Source organism: Acinetobacter sp. NIPH 298 (genome assembly GCF_000369505.1).
Taxonomy (GTDB): Bacteria; Pseudomonadota; Gammaproteobacteria; order Pseudomonadales; family Moraxellaceae; genus Acinetobacter.
On the sequence record NZ_KB850055.1, the window covers coordinates 1,794,407 to 1,818,606 of the forward strand.

Genomic DNA, 24,200 nt, shown 5'->3' on the forward strand with positions numbered 1-24,200 from the left:
CATTGATCGTCTCGCCTAGGGCATAGTTATTGTTTGTTGTGCCATCACCAAAGTTAATGCCTTTTTGTGCTTCAGTCAGTGCCGTATCTGCTGTACTTTGTGCATTGCTCGCATTGGTTAATGCTGTGTTGGCTGTACTTTGTGCTGCATTAGCTGAGGTTTGCGCATTATTAGCATTGGTTAATGCCGTATTTGCTGTGTTCTGTGCTGTCGTAACATTGTTATTCGTTGTCGTTAATTGACCAAAGTTAACTGCATCGCTTGCAACAGTACCAGCAGCTAAATTCGTAATTTTCTGGTTATTTAAATTTGCCCCGCCATTTAAATTACTTGCACCTGCTACACTCAATGTGCCACCAGTGGCAAGATTACCTGCGGTTACAGTTCCAGTAAATGTAGGTGCATCTGCGATTTGAATATCAAGCGTATTACCAGTAATGACTGTTTTAACATTTGCATTTGAGCCTGCACCTATTAAACCACCAGTGATATTTAAAGATGATCCAAGTTTATTGGATGAAGTACCAGTATTGCCATTAAATGTGATTGCTTTATTAACAGCTGTATCTAAGCCCGATAATGCTGCACCTACATTATTCACATTACCTGTTTTAGTACCAGCTGCAGGATCTGTTGTAACATTATAGGTTGGTGCTGTATAAGCATTCGTGGCTGAATTATATGCTGCTCCACCACCCAATGCTGTCGCTAAACGACTATGTGTATCATCATAAGCCTTATCTAATTGTGCAACATTCACTGCATCAGTGAGCGCAGCACCATCGGCGACGTTCTGAATACGTCGAGTTGCGCCAATTGTACCTACAGAAACCACACCATTTGTGGCAGATGGAGCAACATTTGTTAAGAATGAATTTCCTGATTGTGCCGTAGTCGTTGAACCCCCACCTAATGATACAGAGTTCTCTACACTAGCATTGGCACCATCACCAATAGCAATACCTTTCGTTGCACCAGCTTCAACAGTCGCTATATTACCTATAGCGATACCAAAATCTGCTTTTGAATAACTTTGGCGACCCACAGCAATTGCTGTGTTACCCGTTGCTTGGTTGGCTGTTCCGACAGATACCGATGATGTTCCACTAGCAAGGTTACCAACACCCAAACTTACAGCATATCCATTGGTCGTACGGTTACCCTGACCAACAGCGACACCATGAAAATCACCTTCAACTTGGTTTCCATTACCAACCGCCACACCTCCACCAGCACCTGTGGAGTTTAGGGTGCCTATTGCGACTGACGCACTTGTATATCCAGTTTGTCCATTTGGATAATTGACTGGTGTAGCACCACCTCTACGATCAGCAATTTGTTGACTGGTAGCATTAGTGGCATTAATTGTATTTTGTTTACCTATAGCAACAGAATCTGGAGCACTACTAATAGTTGTTCCACAACCCATTGCAATACTATTGGTTGAGGTAGCCCCGCTAATGGTAGCTTGATTTAAAGTACGACATTGAGCATTTGTTGGTGATATCGCTGTACTTGAAGCTTGGCTACTACTTCCCCCTTCTGTATTGACTTCTGCAAAAGCAAATGATGGAACAAGAATGCTAAAAATAGCAAAAGACAATGGCTTTAAGAAAAACAATTTAGCTTGTTGACTATCCACTGAATTATTGATTTGACCAGCAGTATCACTCACACCGCTATTTTTAGTTTTACTTTTAGCAAGTTCTGAAACCGCTACCCAAACGCCTAAAGACGCATTCCAAACAACTTTATAAACTTTGTTCATATTTTTTTCCTAGACGTAAATTAAACGTTAAAACATGTTTGCTTATGTGTACATACCTGTCTATCAGGTAAATAAATGTAATTTAATGTTCAATAAAATAACTTTTTTTATATGCCAAGTAAATCACAATATTTTTATGATTATGCATTTCAAATCACACACTACAATTCAATATAATGCATTGATTTTATGTTAAAAATTACAATTAAAACAAGTATTAAAATTAACCAAAGATAATAATAAAATTGCACTTATCAACTAATCCTCACACTATAAGTCGGAAAAATGAATATACATGACAATAATTAACACTGTTTGACTTTTAATATCCAAAAAAAATTGTATCAAAAATAAAAAAGTCAGCATTTATGCTGACTTTTTAATGAATCCATTGTTCTAACTATCAATTAATATTGAGCTCAATTATTGACTAACCAATTTTAAGTAAAAAATTTCACAAAACTTATTAAGCTTTGATCAGCTTAATGTTTAGTAAATCACTTTATTTCGACGGGAAACTATAGACTTACATTGTTGTCACTCCAAGCTACCTCCCTTTTTGATGACTAAAATTATCATCATTCGATATAGTTGTAGAAGAAATAAAGCTTTGCTATTTTTTAATTAGGTATTAAACCGACAACCCTATAAATCAAGTATGATCCCTCTATCAAAACCATTTTTTAAAGCTTTATGAGCAACACATTAAACGCATTAAGAAAACAGCTCCGTTTAAAAAGAAAACGCCTTTCTCGTTACGAACAAAAAAAAGCAGAACATCGAGTTTTGATCCAACTGAGACATACAGTTCAATTTAAAACAGCGACAAAAATTGGTTTGTATTTACATGCATTTGGGGAAATACAAACCCAAAAACTGTTAGAACTCTGTTTCCAACAGAAGAAACAAGTTTACTTGCCGATGATCTGCAATATGAATCAGACACTTGTATGGGTAAAAATTAGCGCAAACCAATATTTCAACAAACGTTTTTCACACCACGCACTAGGGATGAAAGAGCCGATGGCAAGTCGAGGCAAACATGTTTCTGCATTAGATTTACTGATTATGCCCTTACTGGCCTGTGATCATCATGGCACTCGAATTGGTATGGGTGGAGGTTTTTACGACCGTACACTTGCGACAGCCAAACATCATCCATATCGCTTAGGACTCGCTCACTCTTTTCAATATATTGATGAGCAACTACTACGGCAAAAATGGGATCAACCGCTTGATGGACTACTCACGCCAAAGCAACAGTACCGTTTTAGCCGTTGAATCTATGAAATTTAGTATATTTCGCCTGAATTCCGACTAATTTAGTTATTTTTTAATATTTTCTGAGATAAAACCCTTGTAATTTTTAAAATGCACATCACTATAAAAAGCATGGCAACACCGTTGTCACTCATTAGGAGTGCTCATGTCCGAATTTATTATGAATGATGAAACTATCTTAGAGCCGCAAGTTCCGAGTGTATTACCACTTTTAGCATTACGTGATGTCGTGGTATATCCACACATGCAAATTGCGCTATTCGTGGGTCGTGAAAAATCGATCAATGCAGTGGACGTAGCTCGTAACGGTGATAATTTAGTATTTGTAGTTGCGCAAAAAGATTCGCTTACAGAAGAAATTGATCACGATAACCTGTATCAATATGGAACTGTAGCTAAAATCGTACAAGTCGTGAATCATGAAAATGATGAAAACTGCATTAAAGTACTAATTGAAGGCCTACACCGTTCAAAACTAGAACAGATTATTGACGGTGAAGAATACTTAACCGCTGAACATCATTTAAGCCCGATGACTGTTGCATTGGATCAAGAGACCCAAGAGACTCGCTTGAATGAATTACGTACTCTTTTTGCTCAATATGCTGAAGCAAAACTACGTAATGCACGCGAACTTGTCGCAGCTGCCAACAAAATCGAAGACTTATTACAATTGATGTTCTTCGTTGCAACACGTGTACCTTTGAACATTGAAGTAAAGCAAAAGTTCTTAGAGCACGATGAGTTTGAAGAACATTTACAAGAGTTGATGAGTTATTTGACCAATCAATCTGCTGAACAGCAAATTGAGCAGACCCTGCATGACAGCGTAAAACGTCAGATGGAAAAGAATCAACGCGAATACTTTCTCAATGAAAAAATGAAAGTTATTCAGCGTGAGCTTTCCGATATGAATGGCGGTGCTGAAGATGATGTAGCAGAGATTGAAAAGCGTCTTGCTGAAGAAGATTTGCCTGAACATGTACGCAAAAAAGCCGAAGCAGAGTTTCGTAAACTCAAAGCCATGCAACCTGCTTCTAGCGAAGCCGCTGTAGTCCGTAACTATCTAGAAGTGATTTTAGATACGCCATGGAATAAAGCCAGCAAAGTCAGCATTAACTTAAGTAAAGCACAAGAAACACTAGATGCAGATCACTACGGCTTAGATGACGTGAAAGATCGTATTGTTGAATATCTAGCGGTTCAATCTCGTGTGAAAAAACTTAAAGGCCCGATTCTTTGTTTAGTTGGCCCTCCTGGTGTAGGTAAAACTTCACTTGGTGAATCAGTTGCTAAAGCAACAGGTCGTGAATTTGTCCGTATGGCACTTGGTGGCGTACGTGACGAAGCGGAAATCCGTGGTCACCGTCGTACTTATATTGGTGCGATGCCGGGTAAAATTGTGCAATCTTTAACAAAGGTTGGAGTAAAGAACCCATTGTTCTTACTCGACGAAATCGACAAGATGGCACAAGACTACCGTGGTGATCCTGCTTCTGCGTTACTAGAGGTACTTGATCCATCTCAGAACAATAAGTTCAATGATCACTACTTAGACCTTGATCTTGACCTCTCTGAAGTGATGTTCATCTGTACTGCAAACAGTATGAATATTCCAGAAGCGTTATTAGATCGTATGGAAGTGATTCGTCTACCGGGTTATACCGAAGATGAAAAAGTGAATATTGCTCAGCGCTACCTTGTTCCTAAAGCGATCAAAAACAATGGTCTGCGTGCAAAAGAACTAACCGTTCATGAAGAAGCGATTCGTGACATCGTACAACGTTATACGCGTGAAGCGGGTGTGCGTAGTTTGGAACGTGAAGTATCTAAAATTGCACGTAAAGTCGTGAAAGAAGCGGTGAGTAAGAAATCGAAAAACTTACAGCTTGATGTCACCTCTGCAAATCTTCCAGATTACTTAGGTCCGCATAAGTTTGACTTTGGTATTGCTGAAGATGAAGCGCAAGTCGGCCGTGTAAATGGTTTAGCTTGGACTTCTGTTGGCGGAGAGTTATTGACCATTGAAGTTGCTGCCGTGAAAGGTAAAGGCAAATTCATTACTACAGGTTCACTCGGCGATGTCATGAAAGAGTCTATTACTGCGGCCATGACTGTGGTTCGTACGCGTGCGGATGAGCTTGGTATTGAAGCATCTCGTTTTGAAGAAACCGACGTGCATGTTCACTTACCGGAAGGTGCAACTCCGAAAGATGGTCCATCTGCTGGTTTGGCACTGACGACTGCACTGGTATCTGCATTTACAGATATTACGATTCGCCCAGATATTGCGATGACAGGTGAAACCAGTCTTAGCGGTCGTGCGATGCGTATCGGTGGCTTGAAAGAAAAACTGCTTGCTGCACACCGTGGTGGGGTCAAATTGGTATTTATCCCACAAGATAACGTACGTGATTTGGCTGAAATCCCTGACAATGTCAAAGAAGGTTTAGAAATCAAAGCAGTGAAAAGCATTGATGAAATTCTTCCTTTAGCATTAACAGATATGCCGAAACCTTTGGCTAAAACACCTATTGTTAAACCAGTAGAAGATACCAAGGCTGCGCGACACTAATCTGTGTGTAACAAAAAAGAGAGCCTCGGCTCTCTTTTTTGTTACATAATTTTTTATTACAAAATTAGGTTGAAAAACAACCAATATCTTGCATAATGAAATAGAGTCGATAAAAACAAAAGCTAAATTTGACTTGTGAACTCATTTTTTTAGCGTCATCTGAACTCCAGACGGATGATGCTTTGATCGCAGCTCATACGCATTTTGAGCTGCGTTTTTTATGTTGTGGAATAAAGCACCACCCTGCATAGCGTTTAAGAACAATAAATCTATTCGAGTCCACATGAATCCGTCTCAGCGTTTATAATGCGCCCATATTATTTACACGTATTGTCTTATGAAAATTCGTATCGTGACGATTGGCCAAAAAATGCCTGCATGGGTACTGACTGGGTTTGAAGACTATTTCAAACGTATTCAACCTTTTGTACAAACCCAAGTGATTGAGCTGCCAATGGCGAAGCGTGGCAAAAATGATTCAGAAGCTGACATCTTAAAATACTGCCAAATCGAGGGTGAAAGTATTCTGAATGCGGTCAAAGCCAATGAAACTCTGATTGCCTTAGAAGTGGGTGGACGTGAACTGAGTACCGAGAAACTTGCGGATACCATGCAGCAATGGATGCTCGAAGGCAACGATATCGTACTTGCCATAGGTGGCCCTGATGGACTATCCGATGCAGTACGCAAAGCTGCTGCTTGGCACTGGTCATTATCCAAACTCACCATGCCTCATCCACTTGTTCGTGTGTTACTCATCGAACAACTCTATCGTGCCATGAGTATTAATCACAATCACCCTTACCACCGTGCGTGATTTAATATCGTGTTCTAGTTTTGGAACAATCTGTTGAAACTTAGCCTCTTTTAAACAGTGCTTATTTTTGTCACCATAACCATGTATTTCCAGTCAGGTGCTTAACGATGAATGTGCAAACTTTACCAGGGTTATTTATCTCTCATGGTTCGCCAATGCTTGCACTTGACCCAGAACAAGTTGGTCCTGCTCTGCATCGGCTAAGTACCAATCTACCCAAACCACAGGCAATTATCGTCATGTCTGCCCATTGGGAAAGCCAAGCGCTTGAAGTCAGCACCTCAATCCGACCACAAACATGGCACGACTTCCGTGGATTTCCACAGGCACTATATGACATTCGCTATCCTGCTTCGGGTGCACCAGAACTGGCAGAAAAAATACTCACGTTATTTGCTGAAGCAGGATTTTCTGCGCATGCCAACAGTACTCGTCCGCGTGATCATGGCGTATGGATGCCTTTATTGCACATGTATCCTGAAGCCGATATTCCCGTGATCGAAATTTCACTTCCTATTCACTTAAATGCCGACGACATCTACAAAATCGGACAAACCCTTGCGCCTTTGCGAGAACAACAGATGTTATTAATTGGCTCAGGGAGCATTACCCACAACCTTGCGGAGCTTTCTTGGCATACTGATACCGATGTACCGATATGGGCAAGTACCTTCCGTAATACGGTCGTCAATAAGCTTACGCATCAAAACTATGATGCTGTATTGGATTGGCCATCATTGCCTTATGTTCAACGTAATCATCCGACACTTGAACATTTTGCACCGCTATTCTTTGCAATGGGCACAGGTCATCGTTTTAATATCGTACATAGTAGTTTTTCAATGGGTTCATTAGGAATGGATATCTATCGTTTCGACTGAATCATATTCTTGGTGTTCGGCAGAAAAGTTTAATAAATGAGCACCAAGCTTTTAAAAATCCTATACTTTTATTTAATATTACAAATCAATACATTTAACGAACTTAATACCTAAACTGACTACATGCTCTTTTTTTAAGAATCCATTAAGCTTATGGCTGCTATATTATATATGTTCTTTGAATATGAAAATCAAATATTTAATTCTTGCCTTACTCCCTTTTTCTTTAATGGCATGTCAAACAGTACAAAATGTTGCTGATCATGTAACAACTGAAATTAACGCGACAGCGGCTAAAAACCTCACGGATTATCACTGGACTTATCAAGCATCTACAGCGTCAAAGCCATTGGTTTTAAACTTTAATGACAATCAACAACTTTCGATTCAAACGGGTTGTAATGGTCAAGGTGGTACTTGGAAAGTTGAAGGCAACAATATTGTTACTTCTGCGCTTATATCAACAAAAATGGCTTGTGCAGATGATTTAATGAAACAAGAACGTTTATCTGCTGATATTTTCAGTGATAAAAAAGTTCCATTTCAAATCAGTACTATGAATGGTCAACCAATCTTGACTGTAACTGATAGCAAAGGGCAAAAACACGTATTTACAGGTGCAAAAGTGACGAATAGCAACGTGTTAACTAACTACACTTGGTCATATCAACCTGCTGATACCAAACGTCCAATCGTATTAAGCTTCTTAGCCAATGATCGCTTGTCTGTAGATACAGGTTGTAACCGCTTAAATACATCATGGAAAATTGAAAATGGTTTGATCGCGACAGGTGATGGTGCATCAACGATGATGGCGTGTAATCCAGCACTTATGAAACAAGAGCAATTTGCAGGAACTCTTTTACAAAAACGTCAGATTCCGTTTGAAGTGAATGCAAGCAACCTTGAGCAACCAACACTCGTGATTACTGATGCTAAAGGTCAAAAATATACATTTGTCGGAAAAATGACAGCTGAAGCAAAATACCAAACAGAACCTAAAACTGTTTTCATGGAAATTTCACCAGAAACTAAGTCTTGTGTAGGTGTAGCGCCACAGACTTGTATGCAAGTTCGTGAAATTAAATATGATGACAAAGGTGTAAAAACATACGCGGATAAAGACTGGTCACTTTACTACGGTCAAATCGAAGGTTTTGAACACAACCCAAACCAACGTGTCATCGTTCGTGTGAAACGCTTTGAAATTAAAAACCCAGCGGCTGACCAATCTAGCCTAGCTGACGTATTAGATATGGTTGTTGAACAAGAAATTGTTAAGAAACCTTAATACATTGCTATAGCTATAAATAATAACTCCGATGTTTTTACATCGGAGTTATTATTTGCTCGGCGAAATATTAATAAATACCTTGAGCCAAAATTGCATCAGCAACTTTCACAAATCCTGCAATATTAGCACCATCTACATAATTCACTGTACCATCTTCTTTGGTCCCGTATTTTAAACAATTCGCATGAATATCTTTCATGATTGCATGTAAACGTTCATCGACTTCACCATGCATCCAACTGAGGCGCAAAGCATTCTGTGACATTTCAAGCCCAGAAGTTGCGACACCACCCGCATTTGAAGCCTTACCTGGTGCATAGAGAATTTTTGCGGTAATGAATTTTTCTACAGCATCTAATGTACACGGCATATTGGCACCTTCAGCGACACAGATCACACCATTTGCAAGTAGCAACTCCGCATCCTGTTCGCCTAACTCATTTTGAGTCGCACAAGGCAATGCAATATCAACAGGAATATGCCAAGGTGTCTTGCCTTCAAAATACTCAAAGCCATGTTTTGAAGCAAACTCAGAAATACGCCCACGCTTATTATTTTTAAGCTCCATCACTTCGGCAAGCAACTCATCAGTAAAACCATTTTTTAAGTAAACTGTGCCATTTGAGTCTGAAAGACTAACCACTTTTGCACCCAAGAACATGGCTTTTTCTGCTGCAAATTGAGCAACGTTTCCTGAACCTGAAATTGAAACTGTTTTATCAGTAAAATTTTCACCGCGCGTTTTGAGCATTTCCTCAGCAAAATACACTGCACCATATCCTGTTGCTTCAGGACGCATTAAACTTCCACCAAATGAAATGCCTTTACCTGTAAATACACAAGCAGTATCGTTACTTAGCTTTTTCATCATACCAGCCATAAAGCCAACTTCTCGACCGCCAACACCAATATCACCAGCGGGAATATCGGTATTCGGACCCAAATGACGATATAGCTCTAACATTAATGCTTGGCAAAAGCGCATAATTTCCGCTTCAGACTTTCCTTTTGGATCAAAGTCCGAGCCGCCCTTTCCTCCACCCATGGGTAAGGTGGTTAATGCATTTTTAAAAGTTTGTTCAAAACCCAAGAATTTTAGAATTGATAAATTCACCGATGGATGAAAACGCATCCCGCCCTTATATGGTCCGATGGCTGAATTATATTGAATACGGAAAGCACGGTTAACATGTGTTTGCCCTTGATCATCCATCCATGACACTCGGAATTGAATTGCACGCTCTGGCTCGACTAGACGCTCTAATAAGCCATATTGAGCATATTTGGGATTCTTCTCAATGAATGGCCACAAGCTCAACATTACTTCTTCAACAGCTTGTAAAAATTCAGGTTGATCAGGATCTCTAGCTTTCACATAAGCCAGAAAGTCATTTAAGCTATTGTATTTCAACATTCACCCCCGAGTCAGTGATTTATTTTGGTGCTAGAAATGCACCAAAATAGAATATCTCACACAACGAACATAGATTACTATTCAACTTTTATACGACTTTCAATAAAATCTCAATTAAACCTTAAAAATCATATAGATAAATTTATGTATATTCGTTATTTTTATAGTAAATATAGATAAAACAAACACTTTTTCAATTATTCTCGCCATTGCTACAGCTTAGTCTTTACAAGCATTTTCTTCTATTGCACCAAAAAAACATAATAAGCATTGTTTTGGAGCGAAAGTACCTGACGATCTAAGCTCTTTCTATCTCGCTTGCTGCTTTCCCAATCATTTTTATTCTAAAATTATAAATACTATCGATGCTTAACTTTACGATATCAACAAAAGAAGCAAAATTATAAAAAAATGAATGCTTCTATTAACACTGAGTAAATATGACATCCTTAAATTGATCAGCGATCTATTTAAATTAATCACTTATTCATGATTAAAGTTTTATAAAATCAACCTTATAAATAATATAGGAAACTAAATAAATTAGTTTCCTATAAATTTGGATTTAGCTGATTAGATTCTTACAAGCATAAAAATAATGATTATTTCTGTTGCCCATTATTTTCACTAGGTTGCTTTGGAGTTGGCTGTTTTTGGTCTTGTTGTGCTGGAGGCTTAGCATTTGGCTCAGACTGTTGTTGTTGACCAGGTGATTGATTTTGCTGATTAGGTTGTTGTTTAGAGTTATCTTGGTTCTGAGACATGAGTGTCTCTCCTTTATAATGATGTGTAGATAATTATCTAGCACTCATCAACCATAGGCGCTTAATTCAAATATTGATATCAATAAGATGTGTCCAGTTGTAAGCAGCATAAAATATAGTTTTTTGGAATGCTTAATAATCTAATAAATATAGAGTTTATTAAAATATACATATATAAAGTTACAATGAATTTATTTTAGTTCTCACCTTATTATTTATTAGATGTGCTTCTACATTTTTTATAGCTTATCAAAGTAACTTTCAGGATATGGGTCTGTACCTTTTAAATTTTTTCGATATTCCATTACGCTAACATGTACTCCATCTTTAATAATAAAATCATTGTAAAAATCTTGTTCATCTACATTTTTGAAACCTAAAATAGAAAATACTTTTTCGGATAGCTCCCCTGCTTTTTTATTAGATTTATATAAAGCCCCCAAAAAAGTAAGTAGAAAAAAAGCCAATCCAAAAACAACAATAAACAACAGATCTTTTAAAAAATCAAAGCTAAAAAAATCAATTTTTTCTTCAGAAAAAAAATTGTGACTAATTAAGATTATGATTAATATTGAAAATAAAATTAAAAAAAAGGATATTGCCAGCTTAAAAATAGATTTTATCCCATTTTTTATAGATCTACCCATTTCATACATCATATAAAGCAGCCCTGTTTTAGGTTCTAACACTGAATATACTAAATGTCGACCCTGCTCTTTTTCCTCACTTATTACCAATATCAAAGGATCATTCTCTTTAAACTGTACAGTGGTAAATTGCCCTATAACCTTATAACCACTCACTTCACAAGTAAAAGTTTTAGCATCAATTCCTCTTGCAGCCATAAGCATAATTGGAGCATTTGTCATCAAAGCACTACTACTGGCTAAAGTACCTAGCATGGCTGAACCAACAGCTTGCTTTTCGATGTTTCTAAATGGGAAAACCTTAGAATCTTCAACTTTTAGATTCCTTACATTACCTTCTATCTTTTTCATTTATTATCAAAGTAATCTTCTGGATATGGATCTAAACTTTTTAAATTTTTGCGATAATACATAACACTTCGTCTCAATTTACCCTGATCATCAGTAAAAAAGTTATTAGCTCTAAAATCCTGATTTTTAACATCTTCAAAACCTAGTACACCAAAGACCTGCTCTGATAATCTACACGCCTGTTTCTGATCACGTGAAAATAAAAATGTACTTAATACAAATAAAAATGTAAATGCAAATGCAAATGGTGCTAAAACAAGTGGAAATATATACTCAACTAAACTAAAACCTAAACCATCTTCAGAAATAAACCATGTAACTAAAACAATAAGATTAATAAATATTAAAAAAAAGAGTGATACGCCTAAAGCTGTTTTAATAATACTAATATAACCACATTTTAAAGAACGCCCCATCTCATTAATCATATGCAATAATCCAGTTTTTGGATCTAAGGTTGCATAAACTAAATGTCTTCCTTGTTCTTTTTCCTCACTAATTACCCAAACCAGTTCATCTCCATTTTTGAACTGTACTGTTGTAAACTGACCAATCAATCGATAGTCATCCACTTCACAAGTGAAAGATTTAGCATCTTCCCCTCTAGCTGCCATCATCATAATTGGAGCATTAGCAGCCATACTACTACTTGCGGTTAAAGCGCCAACCATAGCTGTACCGACAGCTTGCCTTTCGATGTTTCTAAATGGGAAAACCTTAGAATCTTCAACTTTCAGATTCCTTACACGACCTTCTATCTTTTTCATTTCTTATCAAAATAATCTTCTGGATATGGATCTTTTCCTTTTAAATTTTTACGATATTCCATAACACTTACATGTAAACCATCTCTATCAAGTAAGTTTTTTTTATAAAAATCTTGATCTTTAGGATTTTCAAAACCTAATGTTTCAAAAATATTTTCAGACAACTTAGATAGTGAAATTAATGAGTTCCCAATAGTAATGTATCCAAACACTACAATAAAACTAAATATAAAAAGCATCCCCCCCCCAATTCCTATAAAACTCATATATTCATTAATATTAAACTCCCTATCATCAATAATAACAAGAACATTAAAAATTATAAAAAAGAATACAGAGAAAAATAAAAAGAATAAGAAACCTGCTTTTATAGTACTTTTATATAGTTTTTTTAATGAACGTCCCATTTCATACATCATATACAGCAATCCTGTTTTAGGATCTAAAGTCGCATAAACTAAATGCCGCCCTTGTTCTTTTTCTTCGCTGATGACGAATATTAAAGAATCATTTGTTTGAAACTTTACAGTAGTAAACTGTCCAATCACTCTAATGTCATCAATCTCGCCCGTAAAAGTTTTAGCCTCTCTTCCTTTTGCTGCCATTATCATAATTGGAGCATTGGTTGCCAAGGTGCTGCTTGCTGTTAAGGCACCAATCGCAGCAGTACCTGCTGCTTGTGTTTTAAGATTCTTTAAGGAATGTACATGAGAGTCTTCAGTCTTTAAATTTCGTATCTTACCTTGAATTACACGCATTTTATCCATTTTAAATACTCACAATTGCTTTACCAAAAGTTTCTTCCTCATCTTCAAGAGACTTATACTTGTTTGAGTCAATACCAAATACCGATTTTTTACACCATTTTTGCAGTTCATCTTCTGTGTAGTAGTAATTTCTCAAAACAATTTCTAAAACAGTTAAACCCAAACCCAGCCAGTTAAAGATTGATGCACCACGAATCACATTCATAAGAAGCAATCTATTAATCACAATATTCTTCCCTGCGATTTCTGTCATTTTAGATTTTAAAATAGGTAGTTGAATTAATATTCCCATACCGACTACTAACATCCCTATAGAGGGGACTAACTTAAGTATGAGCAATGCCATTAACCAACCATTTCGATCACCCAAATATTCTTTACCTAACGCCGTTGTATCTACAATAAAACTAAACGTGGCACCGGCAATAGCAAACCCCGCGCCATATAACCTTATTTTATTGGCTTTCTCTTGGAAACTTAAAGCATCCATACCGCCACCAGCAATATCTAAGACAACTGCTGTAGATGCAAATAAACCTGCTGTTACTTTAAAGCCATTTTCCCAATTCTTATCCCCAGCAAAGTTATTGGTTTGTGTCCCAAGATTAATAAGTTCAAACAAAGCAACAATACCAGAGATCCTGATAGAAACACTTTGTGGAGATTTGCTTAAAATATCTTGAATCTTTTGTGCTGCCGTGTTTTGCCCAGCATTTTTCCAACGTTTTTGGATCTCAGTCGCATTCAGTTGGCTGCCCGCATTTGTCATTTTTAAGTCAATGTTATACAGCAATGACCATTTCGGCACTTTATCGGTTAACAAAGAACTATGCGCATAAGCGATAAAAGAAACCCTCGAAAGTTTCTTTGCAATCAAAGGATTGGCATTATATTGCAGACTCCACTTGGCTACGCTTCGTGTAATCTCAGAAATCCAAGGCAAAGTCCGTGCTGGATTATACCACTTCAACTCATTGATTTTATTCGTTGGATCAGCAAGCCATTGTTCCCATAACTGATCTGCACTGACAAATGCAGCAATTAATCCTTTTAAACTTGTTTGTGTTTGATCCCATGTTAAGGACGTGATCTCAGGACTTTTCGCATTATATTCATCTATCAAACTTTTTTGATTATAGGTCACAGCCCGCATATATAAATTATCGTCAGAGATTTTATCCACCCCTAACCATTTTTCCATCAATGCTTGGCCTTCATCGCAGCCTGTCATGCCATTCATGACTGATAGTGCTTTTATATGAAATAATGCACCATCACCTTTTAGAACGGTTTGATCGTATATATAAAAAGCATTTAACAACTGCTTTGATTGCAGCCATTTCAAATGATCACTTGCATAAGCTTGGGCCAGTTTACGTGCGTCATCAGTTAATGCTTTAACTTTGGTATCGAAAGCATTTTTTTCAGTCCAATTAATTTTTGTCGAATACTTCGTTTCCCAATCCAATTTCGCTTGGGCTTTGGATTGACTAATAATCTTATTTCTTTGTTGCTTTTGTCCCGCTGCATATTTTTTATTGTGCTGTTGTAAAAATTTTTCTTTTTCTTGTGGAGATGCCTTATCCCAAATTTCGTTGACTTTGCGTTGGTATTCTCTGTTATCCATCGAACCGAAGCGAGGGATTTTACCTTGAGCGAATATTAATTTAGTGCTCAAATCAACTTGCAAATTATTGGTACTTAATTTCTGATTAATGAGTTTATTTTCTACAATGATTTTAATACTATCTATCAGCTGAGATGATTGAAGGCGGTGTTCATTCGTGATGTCTTTTTCACTTTCGGCAATGTACTTTGTGAGTTTTTCAAATCGTCCATTTCTACTATCATTTAATTTAAGCGTGATTCCAATTGGATCATATAATGCCATGCATGCAACAGTATTTGGTTCTTGAGCAAACTTTTTCAAAATCTGCTCGATACGCCCTGTGCCAAAGCTTTTAATATTATAAATTGAATTTTTTAGATTAGTTGCAGCCAAACAATGATCTTGGATTGCTCCGCCACCCACAATAAACTTTTGCCATTTACCTTCAGCGACAAATTTCTCGGCATTTTTTTCATACTCTTTGAGTTTTAGCTTACTCATCGGATCATGGGTATGGATAATATAAGCAACTTTAGCTTCATCTTTCGGGTTACTTTCTATAGTAATCAAAGATGAATTAACACTATGCCCCGCACCTTTACAAGCAAACTCAGGAACACTTTTTGGTGCGACTTTTCCAACAGGAAAATATGATAAATGCCCCTTTGATGTGACCAAATAGCCAGCCCATTCTAAAGCACCAGATGCTCGTTTTATTAAACGATAGATATATCCTGTATCTATCATTTCTACAGCATATTTAAAATGTTTTAATTGAATATCTTTGACATTTTTGCCTAATGTTGCAGGCAAAGCAGGTACATTTCCACCTACCACCGTATAACGTAAAGGTAAAATATTAAAACCAGTTTTTCGGCAAAAATTAGAACACTCTTTTTGAGGCTGTCCAGCACTACTGTTCTGCATATTTGCAGGTGTAGACTGCTTTGCTGATTTAGCAATCGGACCTTGCTCTATTTTTTTATTTACTTTCTTGGCAACTGATGGCTTGCGCATGTCCCCAACTGTTTCCGTTTTTCCAACAACAGGAATTCTAGCTTGTTGTTGTTTTTGCTTTGCAATTTTCTCAGCCAGTATGTTATTTGTTTGCGGCTTAGCCAATACCGTCTTTTGATTCGTAGTCATATTTCATATCCATTCAATTCTTTACCAATTTGCTCATATAAATCTTTACTTACATAATCCATGGCATCAGTAAATGTCATTTCACCGACGACGCAGTGCTCATAAAGAACATCCGTAACAATCGAGTGCTGAATAAAATCTTTATGTACAATCTGGCTATAAAGACCATATGTCACCAAATCTAAATAATTTTGAATACCATATTCCTGATATGCATATTTTAAGCTTTGATGTATATCGATAGGATTGATCTCGGCCATTTCAATCTGTTCAAACTCATTTAGTTGCTGAAATACACTATTCGCAATTTCAATTAAGTCTAAATCTATAGACTGCTCATCATTCACTTGCCTTAAAGTCAATATCGAGACTACGTCTAAGGTTGCATCAAAACTAAAAAAACCTTTAGGATGCAAAAAATGCCATTCTTTAAAATCTCTCAACAGACCTAGAACATATTCTTTTTTAATAATTTCGGGTAAATAGATTAATACCCGTGGATCATACCAGCGAAAAAGAATTTTTTTATCTTGATCAACAATCACCAATTTCTTTTTTATAGACTCAACTAATTCATCTAGTTCTATATCAGACTTACCAACTCCGAAACCATGAACAAAATAGCTGTCGTTTTCTATTTCATGATTTTTTAGAAGCAACTGAATAAGGTTATCTTTTATTAAGTTGAATTTGTCTTTCGCTTCAATTTTTATAAATAAAAGATTTGAAACCTGCATATCCTTTTTTAAAGCTAATGGAATGTAGGCAATATTTTTTTTCTCAATCTTAGGTAAAAGATCATCAAAGATTGATTCATTTAATGTCCGATCAAGTAAAAATAAAATATGTCCATGCGTATCTAATATTTGTAAGCAGCGATTTTCTAAAGCTAAGCAATCAAAATTTAAATGTTCTGCTTCCATCTGCTTTTGAAAAGGAGAAACAATCACGATAAATCCACCTTTGCTGAACCATTTTGAGCAGCTTGAGTCTGCTTCGCCGAACAATCAGGTAAATCAATCGCAGGCGTACTAACAGATGCTCCGCTTTTAAACAAATGCTGCCCAGCCTTGACCTCAAACTTTCCACTGGTGGTTGGGAAGATTCCTGAGCTATTAATCTTGATACCTGAACTACCCCCAATCAAATTGATCTCTTTCGGACTGGTAATGTAAATCGTATTCTCCGTCGAGATAATTTGAATACCACCACGAGCAACCACATCCAAAGCATCACCTTGCGCTAAGATTTCAAACTTACCTTTTGCTGCAACTTGCTTAATTCCGCCTTGTGCTGCAAATAAACTGATCTTTTGACTGGTTTGGGCAATTAAATTCTTTTGCGTGGTTAGGTTAATGCTATTGCCTGCAAATTGGTTCAGTTGTCCATCTGCTGATAGATGAATGTCTTCTGATGTACTGAGTCCTATACCATTGGGTGAACTCAGCAATAGCATCGCTTGCTCGAAACGAGCAATTTTGTCTTGAATCTGCTCTGCAAATGCCTGTAACTGCTCAACCGATTCCAACTCATCGGTCTGTTGGTTCTTGGCTACTTCACTTAAGGCTTTGGCATTACTTTGATTGCCTTCTAGTTGTTGTTTGGCTGTTTGCGCTTCGAGATGATCGCCTTCAGCTTGGTCTTGTGCATGGGTGGTGATCAGTAAGCCTTCGCCTGCTCGGATCGCTCCCCATTGGTCAGTGCGTAGTTCAAAGCCTTCACCTCGGTCTTCGCTTTCTGCTTGCGCTTTAGGATGGCTGAGTTTTCCGAGATTGAGTTGACTTGATGCATGGCTGCTTTGTAGTTGAGCGCTGATTTGTCCTGTGGTGTCGTCAAAGCGCAGTTGGTTATAACCTGAGCCTTGGTATTCTTTGGACTTAATCCCTGCGAGTTTCTTAGTGTCGGGCAGTTGTCCTTGGTTATCGAATTTTGTTGGACTGCGTTGTGCTTCGTGCAGTCGTCCTGTGACATAAGGTCGATCTATATTGCCATCAAAGAAGTCGATGACCACGATTTCGCCAATGCGTGGCAGGAAGCGTGCGCCATAGCCTTCACCTGCCCATGGAGTGAGTACATCCACCCATGCCGAGTCGGTATCGTTGTCGTTACTGCCTGCGCCGCCATCGTGTTGGTGATCCTCATTTCGAGTGAACAGAAAGCGGACTTTGATTCTGCCCCATTCATCAACATGGATTTCTTCACCTGATGGTCCGACCACTTTGGCGCGTTGTGGATGGGCTGCTGGGCGGTGTTGTAGGGGTTGGTATTCGGGTACGGTTTTGATGCTGCGACGTTGTAGGGTCAGTTGGTTGGCTTGGCGTTCTGCTGGGTTTGTATTTGAGTTTATGTTGTTATTTTGCCATTGGCTTTGAGTGATCAGGCTTTGGATTTGTTGGTTTAAGTCTTTGGGCAAGTTGTTTTGGTTGTAGTAGTTTTTGGCAGTGATCAGAAATTCTTGGTCCGATCCGCTGTGTTGGTCAATCTCTGGGTGTTCGTTCAGTTTAAACCAGTAGCCCACTTGGCTATCGCGTACGGTGGTATGGGCAATAAATTGTTTGGCTTGGGCATCGTGGTAGTGGCTGAGGTTTTGATTGAGTTTTTCAATTTGGTTGTTGCCTGATGCGGTTGCGCCATCTTCACCATTGAGGTCTTGCATCCATGCTGGGGTGAAGTGCCATGCGTCTTCAAGTCCTAGGCTGGCATTGTCGTGTTGTCCGCTATGTTGATGGCTGCTTTGTACACTACCTGCACCGTCTTCTTGTTCTAGGGCATCGGCTTGCCAGCGTTGGATATGCACTGCGGTGGGTTGTAGGCTACGTTCCGCAATTAAGCTGGTCATGCTGTCGTATTGTTCGGTGGCACTGCTGCGGTGGTAGCGAATCGTTCTTCGATTTAAGGCTTGGTATTGGTTGTTATCGTCAATTAAGCGGAGTTTTTGTGCTTGGATCGGGCTGTTGCTGTTGGCAACGTTGAGTTGGGCTTCGTCGATGAGCCAATTGATGCCTTCGCTTCTGAGCAGTCGGGTAATGAAATCATAGTCGCTTTCATTGGCTTGCATCACAAAGGGTCGGACATCATAGTCTTGCGTCACGCCGCTGATATCAAGCGTGAGACTGGAAGCGAATAAGGGACTGCGTTGCTGCCATTCTTTGAACAGGGTTTGAACAATATCCAATACGGTTTTATTCATAAACACGCGACTGTTACGGCGTTTGTGCCACAGTGCAGTAGGGTCTTGCAGTTTGAGTTTATATAGGGTCAGTGAACCGTCACTTTGCCCTTGTACGGCCTCAGTGATGATGCCGGTGGTTCTAAATAATGTGCCTGTGTCGGTCACTTGATCGACGGCGACTTGAGAGCCAATGAATTGTTTTAATGGGATAGTCGCATTGGTTGATAGACAAATCAGTTCCGCAGTTACGCCCTGATTAATGGCATGCTGACCTTGTATTTTTTGTAGGAACACTTCTGTGTTGAGCGCTTGATTGGCAAATTGAATATGAATCGCGCGTTTTTGGGCAGTTAAGCCTAATTGCGACAATGCTTGGAATATGTTGTTCAACATTTGTTATAAAATATTTACTAAAATCTGCCCGATTCTATAATAAACATACAAGTTAGTCTATGTTTTTAATGTCAACCAATTGAAACGGGCACTTTACATAAAGTGAAATCCAATGCCTAGATGACTCGTCGCACTAAACTATTATTTGCTATACTACCTATCCTGTTTTTCGCTCCACCCTTTTTCATGTCACCATCTGCACAACGTTCTCTTATTGTCCAAATTGACCAATTTTTACCACAAACACAGTGCGGTTTATGTGGGCATCGTGATGGCTGTTTGCCTTATGCGAAATCGATTGCGGAAGGTGAAGCAGCCAATAAATGTGTTCCGGGAGGACAGCCTGTTGCCGATGCACTTGCTGTGTTCTTACAACGCCCTTATCTTACGGCTGAACCAAGTGTTTGGGATATCCAAGCAGATGGTCGCCCGCAACGCATGAAAGCCATCATTCGAGAAGATGAATGTATTGGTTGTACCAAATGTATCAGTGCGTGTCCCGTTGATGCCATCATTGGCAGCGGTAAACTGATGCACAGTATTTTGACTGACCTGTGTACAGGCTGCGAATTATGTATTCCACCATGTCCTGTCGATTGTATTGATCTAGTTGCAGATACCCAACCTTTACCCACGATACAACAACGTCATATCGAACAAGATGATCTTAGACATCGTTACTATGCGCATATCCAACGTGAAGAAAAACGTCGTATCAGTCGTAAAGGGCCTATCGTACGTGCAGAAATTGATATTGAGTTCTTTGCTCAGTTTTCACAGGCCTCAAATAATATTCCGACGATTACCTTAGCAGATAAACCTAAAGAAAGCTCTACCCTTGATGCCAAAACAACCATTGAACTTGCTAAAATTCGTACTCAAATTAAGAAGTTAGAAAAGCAACTCAGTGTTCGTACAGATGAACAAAAACAAGTCCAGCTCATCGCACTTCAACAACGTTTAAACGAGTTGCAGGAAGTCTAAATGCCCGTTAAAAATATGACCAAAAAGCAGATTCAAACCTTTTTTGAGCGTTTACGCGAACAGCGACCCAACCCTGAAACGGAACTCAATTATTCATCACCATTTGAGTTATTGATTGCGGTCATGCTTTCAGCACAAGCCACCGATGTCAGTGTAAATAAAGCCACCGACAAACTTTATCCGATTGCGAATACTGCTCAAGCCATTTTCAACCTCGGTGTAGACGGTTTAAAAACCTATATAAAAACCATTGGCTTGTATAACTCTAAAGCTGAAAATGTCATCAAAACTTGTGGTATTTTGCTGGAACAACATCAAGGTCAAGTGCCTGAAACACGCCAAGCACTCGAAGCTTTGCCCGGTGTAGGTCGAAAAACAGCGAATGTGGTGTTAAATACGGCTTTTGGACAACCTGCAATGGCGGTAGATACCCATATTTTTCGTGTCGGTAATCGTACAGGTTTGGCTATTGGAAAGAATGTTTTAGAGGTAGAGCATCGCTTAATTAAAGTCATTCCAAAAGAATTTATTTTAGATGCGCATCATTGGTTAATTCTACACGGACGTTATTGCTGTATTGCACGTAAACCCAAGTGTAATGAGTGCATCGTTTCTGATGTATGCAATTGGCCTGAACGCTTTGAGTTTGGCGCAACCAAAGCCATCGCGATCAAAAATCTCAATTAATCCTGAGTCTCTTTATTCTTTTGCAATTTAGGATGTAGTTGACGTGCTTTGCCATTTTGCTTATTTTCCAAAGCTTGCTGCGCTTGTACATGGCGCAGCATTTTTTGACTTTGGTACAGTAAGAATAACAATAATGCAAAACTTAAAATAACGGCGGCGATCAAGACAATCTTTAGCATTGTTTCCTCCAAAATAAAAAGAGCCCTATATTCAGAGCTCTTTTCCGATCAACAATCCAAATTATTTATCTAGGATTGCAAATAAATCTGTTTGCACGTTTTCGATTGCACGTAAACCATCTAACTTATTGTAAGTTGGTGCATTTTCGCCAGAAGCAGCACGACCTTGATAGAAACCAACCAATTGTTCAGTTTCGGTATGATAAGACGTTAGACGCTTACGAATCGTAGCTTCTTGATCATCAGGACGCTGTACCAACTCTTCACCTGTTTCATCATCCTTACCTTCCACTTTTGGTGGATTGTAAACAATGTGATAGACACGACCAGAAGCTGGGTGCTGACGACGACCTGAAAGACGCTGAACAATCTCTTCATCTGGTACATCAATTTCAATCACATGATCAATACTGATACCTGCTGATTCTAATGCTTCAGCTTGTGGGATCGTACGTGGGAAACCGTCAAAAATACAACCATTTTCACAGTCAGGCTGAGCAATACGTTCTTTAACCAAGCCAATAATCAGCTCGTCAGATACTAAGCCACCTGACTCCATCACGCTTTTCGCTTTTAAGCCAAGTTCAGTACCTTCACGAATTGCAGCACGGAGCATATCACCGGTTGAAATTTGTGGGATATTGTAGCGCTTACAGATCAACTGAGCTTGAGTACCTTTGCCTGCCCCAGGTGGTCCGAGTAAAATAATGCGCATAAAGAACATCCTCATCTAAAAACAATAAATTTTAAATTGAGCAATATCATACAGAGTTATCACTCAACCAACATCAAATTAATTATAAGAAAGCAACAAATAAGTGAATTAAACCAGCCAAGAAACCAGTTACCCCACCCAGTACAATTAAAATCCATTCATCTTCTTGGAATGCAGGACGTAATAAGTTCTGGAACTCTTTCGGTGTTAGTTCACGAATACGCTCTCTAAACATATGAAAGATTTTCTGCGCACGGCTTGCATTCAAGGCTGGATCACATACTGGACCCATGGTAATTTCAATTGAACGATCAATCAAGTCGGTCTTTAGTCTAGCATACTCCCTAGGACCTAAAGATAACTGCAACGACGTGCGTACCAATGGTGTTTCCATGATTTCATTGATATGACGTTTAACAATACGGCGTGTTTTATCTTTCTTACTGCCATACATCATTTCAGTCATAATTGACTTCAAGGTAATCAAATCTTCAGTCACTACACTCGCAAATACATCAGAAACTTCTTCCTGACGCTTCATAAATGCACCTTGAACATTATAAGTTCCAATCTTAAGGACTGGCACAACCCAAGGGAATTTGCGGTCTTTGGTTAAACGGAAAAACTGCGGATAGCGAACAGGATGGGGTTGAATTGGATTGAATACCATCCAAATTGCGATCCAGTTGGTCAAGAAACCCCATATCGCAGCCCAAAACGGCACTGTCCAATGCCAAGGCACCACGAACCATACAATCATCTGGAAGATACCGAAGAACATCCCGATGAGTGCACTAATATGCCAAATAAAGTTAATTTCTTTTTGTCCGACCTTGAGGAACATGCGCACCATCAAACGGCGATCACCTTCCATTTGGCTGACCACCATTTCTCGCATATCTACCAATGACTCTACATTCAAAGTCAGCTCGGTGACAAGCTCTCTCAAGGTGGTTGGTAATTGCTTATGTGCTTGTGCATAAATACGGCGTTTAATGGAATAAGGTAAGTTTTCCCATAACACCGCATTGCGATCAATCATGACTTCATCAATGAGATGTTCAAGCTCAAAACCAACTTGCTCACCAATGATCATCGCCATGTCTTCAGGATCCATTGCTTCTAAAAACTCGCGCAATGATCCCAATTTAGACAGGGTATTATCCGTAATAATGCCTGAAATACGCCCCGCTTTGCGTGGCACGATACCTTGCCACCCCACAGGCAATGGCCCTAAGTGAAATCCCCAAAAGTTAATCGGGTAAAACACCATTTTTAAAGCCATCCACACATGTGCCCAAGTCACAAAAGCAGTTACAGGTATAATACTGAGGACTGCCCAAAAATCTGGACGTGCTAAAAAAATCTGCCACAATTCATTGACGTAATCAAACATGCATGACTCTCAGAATTATTGATACATGATGGTTTATAAAAAAATGAACAGTGTGTTCACTCCTATAAACCAAAACTTAACGAATATGAAAATTGCAGCGTTGGTTCAGTTTTCTCAATCACGTTTCCACGATCATTTTTGAGTTTTTCACCCGCTCCAATTCCCACACTAAAGGTACTGATGCGTTCTGAATTTAGCCACACGTACGCAAGATCGACACCTGCGCCTAAACGCGCTTTTTCTTCACCATCAATTTGTTTACTTTCTATATGGCCGGCATACGCACCGATGTAATAACCATTTTTATCTGTGCCAGTAAGATGATACGGATAGCGAAATCCGACTTGTCCCCCTGCTGGATTTTCATCATTTAAAAAAACACCCGCTTTGGCATAGGCGATCCCATAAGGATTTACCCACTCAAGATTGGCATGTAATAATTTTTTGGTAAAACCAGCCCCAACATTCCACGTTGAAACGTTTGCCCCTGTCAATTTTGCTTCGGGAAGATATGCTTTCTCTCCAGCATGCGCTAAACCATTGGATGCTAAAACCGCGAGTAAAAGATAAATTTTTCTCATTATTTTCTCCAT

The 24,200-nt window shown here is 38.7% G+C and carries 20 protein-coding genes; 7 read left to right on the forward strand and 13 right to left on the reverse strand.

Annotation, left to right across the window (positions count from 1 at the left end; all coding sequences use genetic code 11):
* Positions 1–1,768: ESPR-type extended signal peptide-containing protein (locus tag F903_RS13345; protein WP_005197732.1), on the reverse strand; the 1,768-nt coding region annotated here is incomplete at its 3' end.
* Between the two features lie 693 nt (positions 1,769–2,461).
* Between F903_RS13345 and F903_RS13350 the strand changes: the two genes are divergently transcribed.
* From F903_RS13350 to F903_RS13370, 5 genes are all read left to right on the forward strand, one after another.
* Positions 2,462–3,049, forward strand: coding sequence for a 5-formyltetrahydrofolate cyclo-ligase (locus F903_RS13350; protein ID WP_005197734.1), 588 nt, complete (start codon positions 2,462–2,464; stop codon positions 3,047–3,049).
* 145 nt (positions 3,050–3,194) lie between these two features.
* On the forward strand, positions 3,195–5,624 hold the full coding sequence (lon, locus tag F903_RS13355; RefSeq protein ID WP_005197736.1) for an endopeptidase La: 2,430 nt from the start codon (positions 3,195–3,197) through the stop codon (positions 5,622–5,624).
* A gap of 337 nt (positions 5,625–5,961) precedes the next feature.
* Positions 5,962–6,441 carry a 23S rRNA (pseudouridine(1915)-N(3))-methyltransferase RlmH gene (gene rlmH, locus F903_RS13360; protein WP_005197738.1) on the forward strand — a complete coding sequence of 160 codons (480 nt, stop codon included), beginning with the start codon at positions 5,962–5,964 and terminating at the stop codon, positions 6,439–6,441.
* A gap of 107 nt (positions 6,442–6,548) precedes the next feature.
* Positions 6,549–7,322, forward strand: a complete 774-nt coding sequence (locus tag F903_RS13365) for a DODA-type extradiol aromatic ring-opening family dioxygenase (RefSeq protein ID WP_005197740.1) — start codon at positions 6,549–6,551, stop codon at positions 7,320–7,322.
* 184 nt (positions 7,323–7,506) lie between these two features.
* Positions 7,507–8,613 (forward strand): META and DUF4377 domain-containing protein, encoded by a 1,107-nt coding sequence (locus F903_RS13370; protein ID WP_005197742.1) that lies wholly within the window; start codon positions 7,507–7,509, stop codon positions 8,611–8,613.
* A gap of 70 nt (positions 8,614–8,683) precedes the next feature.
* Here the strand turns inward: F903_RS13370 and gdhA are convergent, their stop codons facing one another.
* The 8 genes from gdhA to F903_RS13405 form a co-directional block, all read right to left on the reverse strand.
* A complete protein-coding gene (gene gdhA, locus F903_RS13375) occupies positions 8,684–10,030 on the reverse strand; it encodes an NADP-specific glutamate dehydrogenase (RefSeq protein WP_005197744.1) in 1,347 nt (448 codons plus the stop codon).
* 602 nt (positions 10,031–10,632) lie between these two features.
* Positions 10,633–10,794, reverse strand: coding sequence for a hypothetical protein (locus F903_RS16715; protein WP_005197745.1), 162 nt, complete (start codon positions 10,792–10,794; stop codon positions 10,633–10,635).
* A 239-nt stretch (positions 10,795–11,033) separates the two neighbouring features.
* Positions 11,034–11,792, reverse strand: a complete 759-nt coding sequence (locus F903_RS13380) for a putative type VI secretion system effector (protein WP_005197748.1) — start codon at positions 11,790–11,792, stop codon at positions 11,034–11,036.
* Positions 11,789–12,559, reverse strand: coding sequence for a putative type VI secretion system effector (locus F903_RS13385; RefSeq protein WP_005197750.1), 771 nt, complete (start codon positions 12,557–12,559; stop codon positions 11,789–11,791). The genes F903_RS13380 and F903_RS13385 overlap by 4 nt, the downstream gene beginning before the upstream one ends.
* The gene (locus F903_RS13390; RefSeq protein WP_005197753.1) at positions 12,556–13,326 is read right to left on the reverse strand and encodes a putative type VI secretion system effector; all 771 of its coding nucleotides are present in this window, start codon (positions 13,324–13,326) and stop codon (positions 12,556–12,558) included. The genes F903_RS13385 and F903_RS13390 overlap by 4 nt, the downstream gene beginning before the upstream one ends.
* A 1-nt stretch (position 13,327) precedes the next feature.
* On the reverse strand, positions 13,328–16,081 hold the full coding sequence (locus F903_RS13395) for a T6SS effector BTH_I2691 family protein (protein ID WP_005197756.1): 2,754 nt from the start codon (positions 16,079–16,081) through the stop codon (positions 13,328–13,330).
* Positions 16,078–17,004, reverse strand: a complete 927-nt coding sequence (locus tag F903_RS13400; protein ID WP_171065290.1) for a hypothetical protein — start codon at positions 17,002–17,004, stop codon at positions 16,078–16,080. Before F903_RS13400 ends, F903_RS13395 begins: the two co-directional genes overlap by 4 nt.
* A gap of 23 nt (positions 17,005–17,027) precedes the next feature.
* Positions 17,028–19,646: a type VI secretion system Vgr family protein gene (locus F903_RS13405; RefSeq protein ID WP_005197759.1), complete on the reverse strand. Its 2,619-nt coding sequence runs from the start codon at positions 19,644–19,646 to the stop codon at positions 17,028–17,030.
* Between the two features lie 186 nt (positions 19,647–19,832).
* Between F903_RS13405 and F903_RS13410 the strand changes: the two genes are divergently transcribed.
* Positions 19,833–20,630 carry an RnfABCDGE type electron transport complex subunit B gene (locus tag F903_RS13410; protein ID WP_034595070.1) on the forward strand — a complete coding sequence of 266 codons (798 nt, stop codon included), beginning with the start codon at positions 19,833–19,835 and terminating at the stop codon, positions 20,628–20,630.
* Entirely contained in the window at positions 20,631–21,317 is a 687-nt protein-coding gene (nth, locus tag F903_RS13415; protein ID WP_005197763.1) for an endonuclease III, read from the forward strand.
* On the opposite strand, the gene F903_RS13420 is transcribed toward nth, so the two are convergent.
* From F903_RS13420 to F903_RS13435, 4 genes are all read right to left on the reverse strand, one after another.
* The gene (locus F903_RS13420) at positions 21,314–21,496 is read right to left on the reverse strand and encodes a hypothetical protein (protein WP_005197765.1); all 183 of its coding nucleotides are present in this window, start codon (positions 21,494–21,496) and stop codon (positions 21,314–21,316) included. The two genes, nth and F903_RS13420, sit on opposite strands and share 4 nt — an antisense overlap.
* 61 nt (positions 21,497–21,557) lie before the next feature.
* Positions 21,558–22,211: an adenylate kinase gene (gene adk, locus F903_RS13425; RefSeq protein WP_004670460.1), complete on the reverse strand. Its 654-nt coding sequence runs from the start codon at positions 22,209–22,211 to the stop codon at positions 21,558–21,560.
* 82 nt (positions 22,212–22,293) lie between these two features.
* Positions 22,294–23,607 carry a DUF445 domain-containing protein gene (locus F903_RS13430; RefSeq protein WP_004670459.1) on the reverse strand — a complete coding sequence of 438 codons (1,314 nt, stop codon included), beginning with the start codon at positions 23,605–23,607 and terminating at the stop codon, positions 22,294–22,296.
* A 62-nt stretch (positions 23,608–23,669) separates the two neighbouring features.
* A complete protein-coding gene (locus F903_RS13435; RefSeq protein ID WP_004670458.1) occupies positions 23,670–24,188 on the reverse strand; it encodes a hypothetical protein in 519 nt (172 codons plus the stop codon).
* Positions 24,189–24,200 lie beyond the last annotated feature (12 nt).

Coding starts and splice junctions, on each gene's coding strand:
- F903_RS13405 (WP_005197759.1), bottom strand. CDS start 19,646: ATGTTGAACAACATATTCCAAGCATTGTCGCAATTAGGCTTAACTGCC.
- F903_RS13370 (WP_005197742.1), top strand. CDS start 7,507: ATGAAAATCAAATATTTAATTCTTGCCTTACTCCCTTTTTCTTTAATG.
- adk (WP_004670460.1), bottom strand. CDS start 22,211: ATGCGCATTATTTTACTCGGACCACCTGGGGCAGGCAAAGGTACTCAA.
- lon (WP_005197736.1), top strand. CDS start 3,195: ATGTCCGAATTTATTATGAATGATGAAACTATCTTAGAGCCGCAAGTT.
- gdhA (WP_005197744.1), bottom strand. CDS start 10,030: ATGTTGAAATACAATAGCTTAAATGACTTTCTGGCTTATGTGAAAGCT.
- nth (WP_005197763.1), top strand. CDS start 20,631: ATGCCCGTTAAAAATATGACCAAAAAGCAGATTCAAACCTTTTTTGAG.
- F903_RS13435 (WP_004670458.1), bottom strand. CDS start 24,188: ATGAGAAAAATTTATCTTTTACTCGCGGTTTTAGCATCCAATGGTTTA.
- F903_RS13385 (WP_005197750.1), bottom strand. CDS start 12,559: ATGAAAAAGATAGAAGGTCGTGTAAGGAATCTGAAAGTTGAAGATTCT.
- F903_RS13420 (WP_005197765.1), bottom strand. CDS start 21,496: ATGCTAAAGATTGTCTTGATCGCCGCCGTTATTTTAAGTTTTGCATTA.
- F903_RS16715 (WP_005197745.1), bottom strand. CDS start 10,794: ATGTCTCAGAACCAAGATAACTCTAAACAACAACCTAATCAGCAAAAT.
- F903_RS13380 (WP_005197748.1), bottom strand. CDS start 11,792: ATGAAAAAGATAGAAGGTAATGTAAGGAATCTAAAAGTTGAAGATTCT.
- F903_RS13350 (WP_005197734.1), top strand. CDS start 2,462: ATGAGCAACACATTAAACGCATTAAGAAAACAGCTCCGTTTAAAAAGA.
- F903_RS13395 (WP_005197756.1), bottom strand. CDS start 16,081: ATGACTACGAATCAAAAGACGGTATTGGCTAAGCCGCAAACAAATAAC.
- F903_RS13400 (WP_171065290.1), bottom strand. CDS start 17,004: ATGGAAGCAGAACATTTAAATTTTGATTGCTTAGCTTTAGAAAATCGC.
- F903_RS13390 (WP_005197753.1), bottom strand. CDS start 13,326: ATGGATAAAATGCGTGTAATTCAAGGTAAGATACGAAATTTAAAGACT.
- F903_RS13430 (WP_004670459.1), bottom strand. CDS start 23,607: ATGTTTGATTACGTCAATGAATTGTGGCAGATTTTTTTAGCACGTCCA.
- F903_RS13410 (WP_034595070.1), top strand. CDS start 19,833: ATGTCACCATCTGCACAACGTTCTCTTATTGTCCAAATTGACCAATTT.
- F903_RS13365 (WP_005197740.1), top strand. CDS start 6,549: ATGAATGTGCAAACTTTACCAGGGTTATTTATCTCTCATGGTTCGCCA.
- rlmH (WP_005197738.1), top strand. CDS start 5,962: ATGAAAATTCGTATCGTGACGATTGGCCAAAAAATGCCTGCATGGGTA.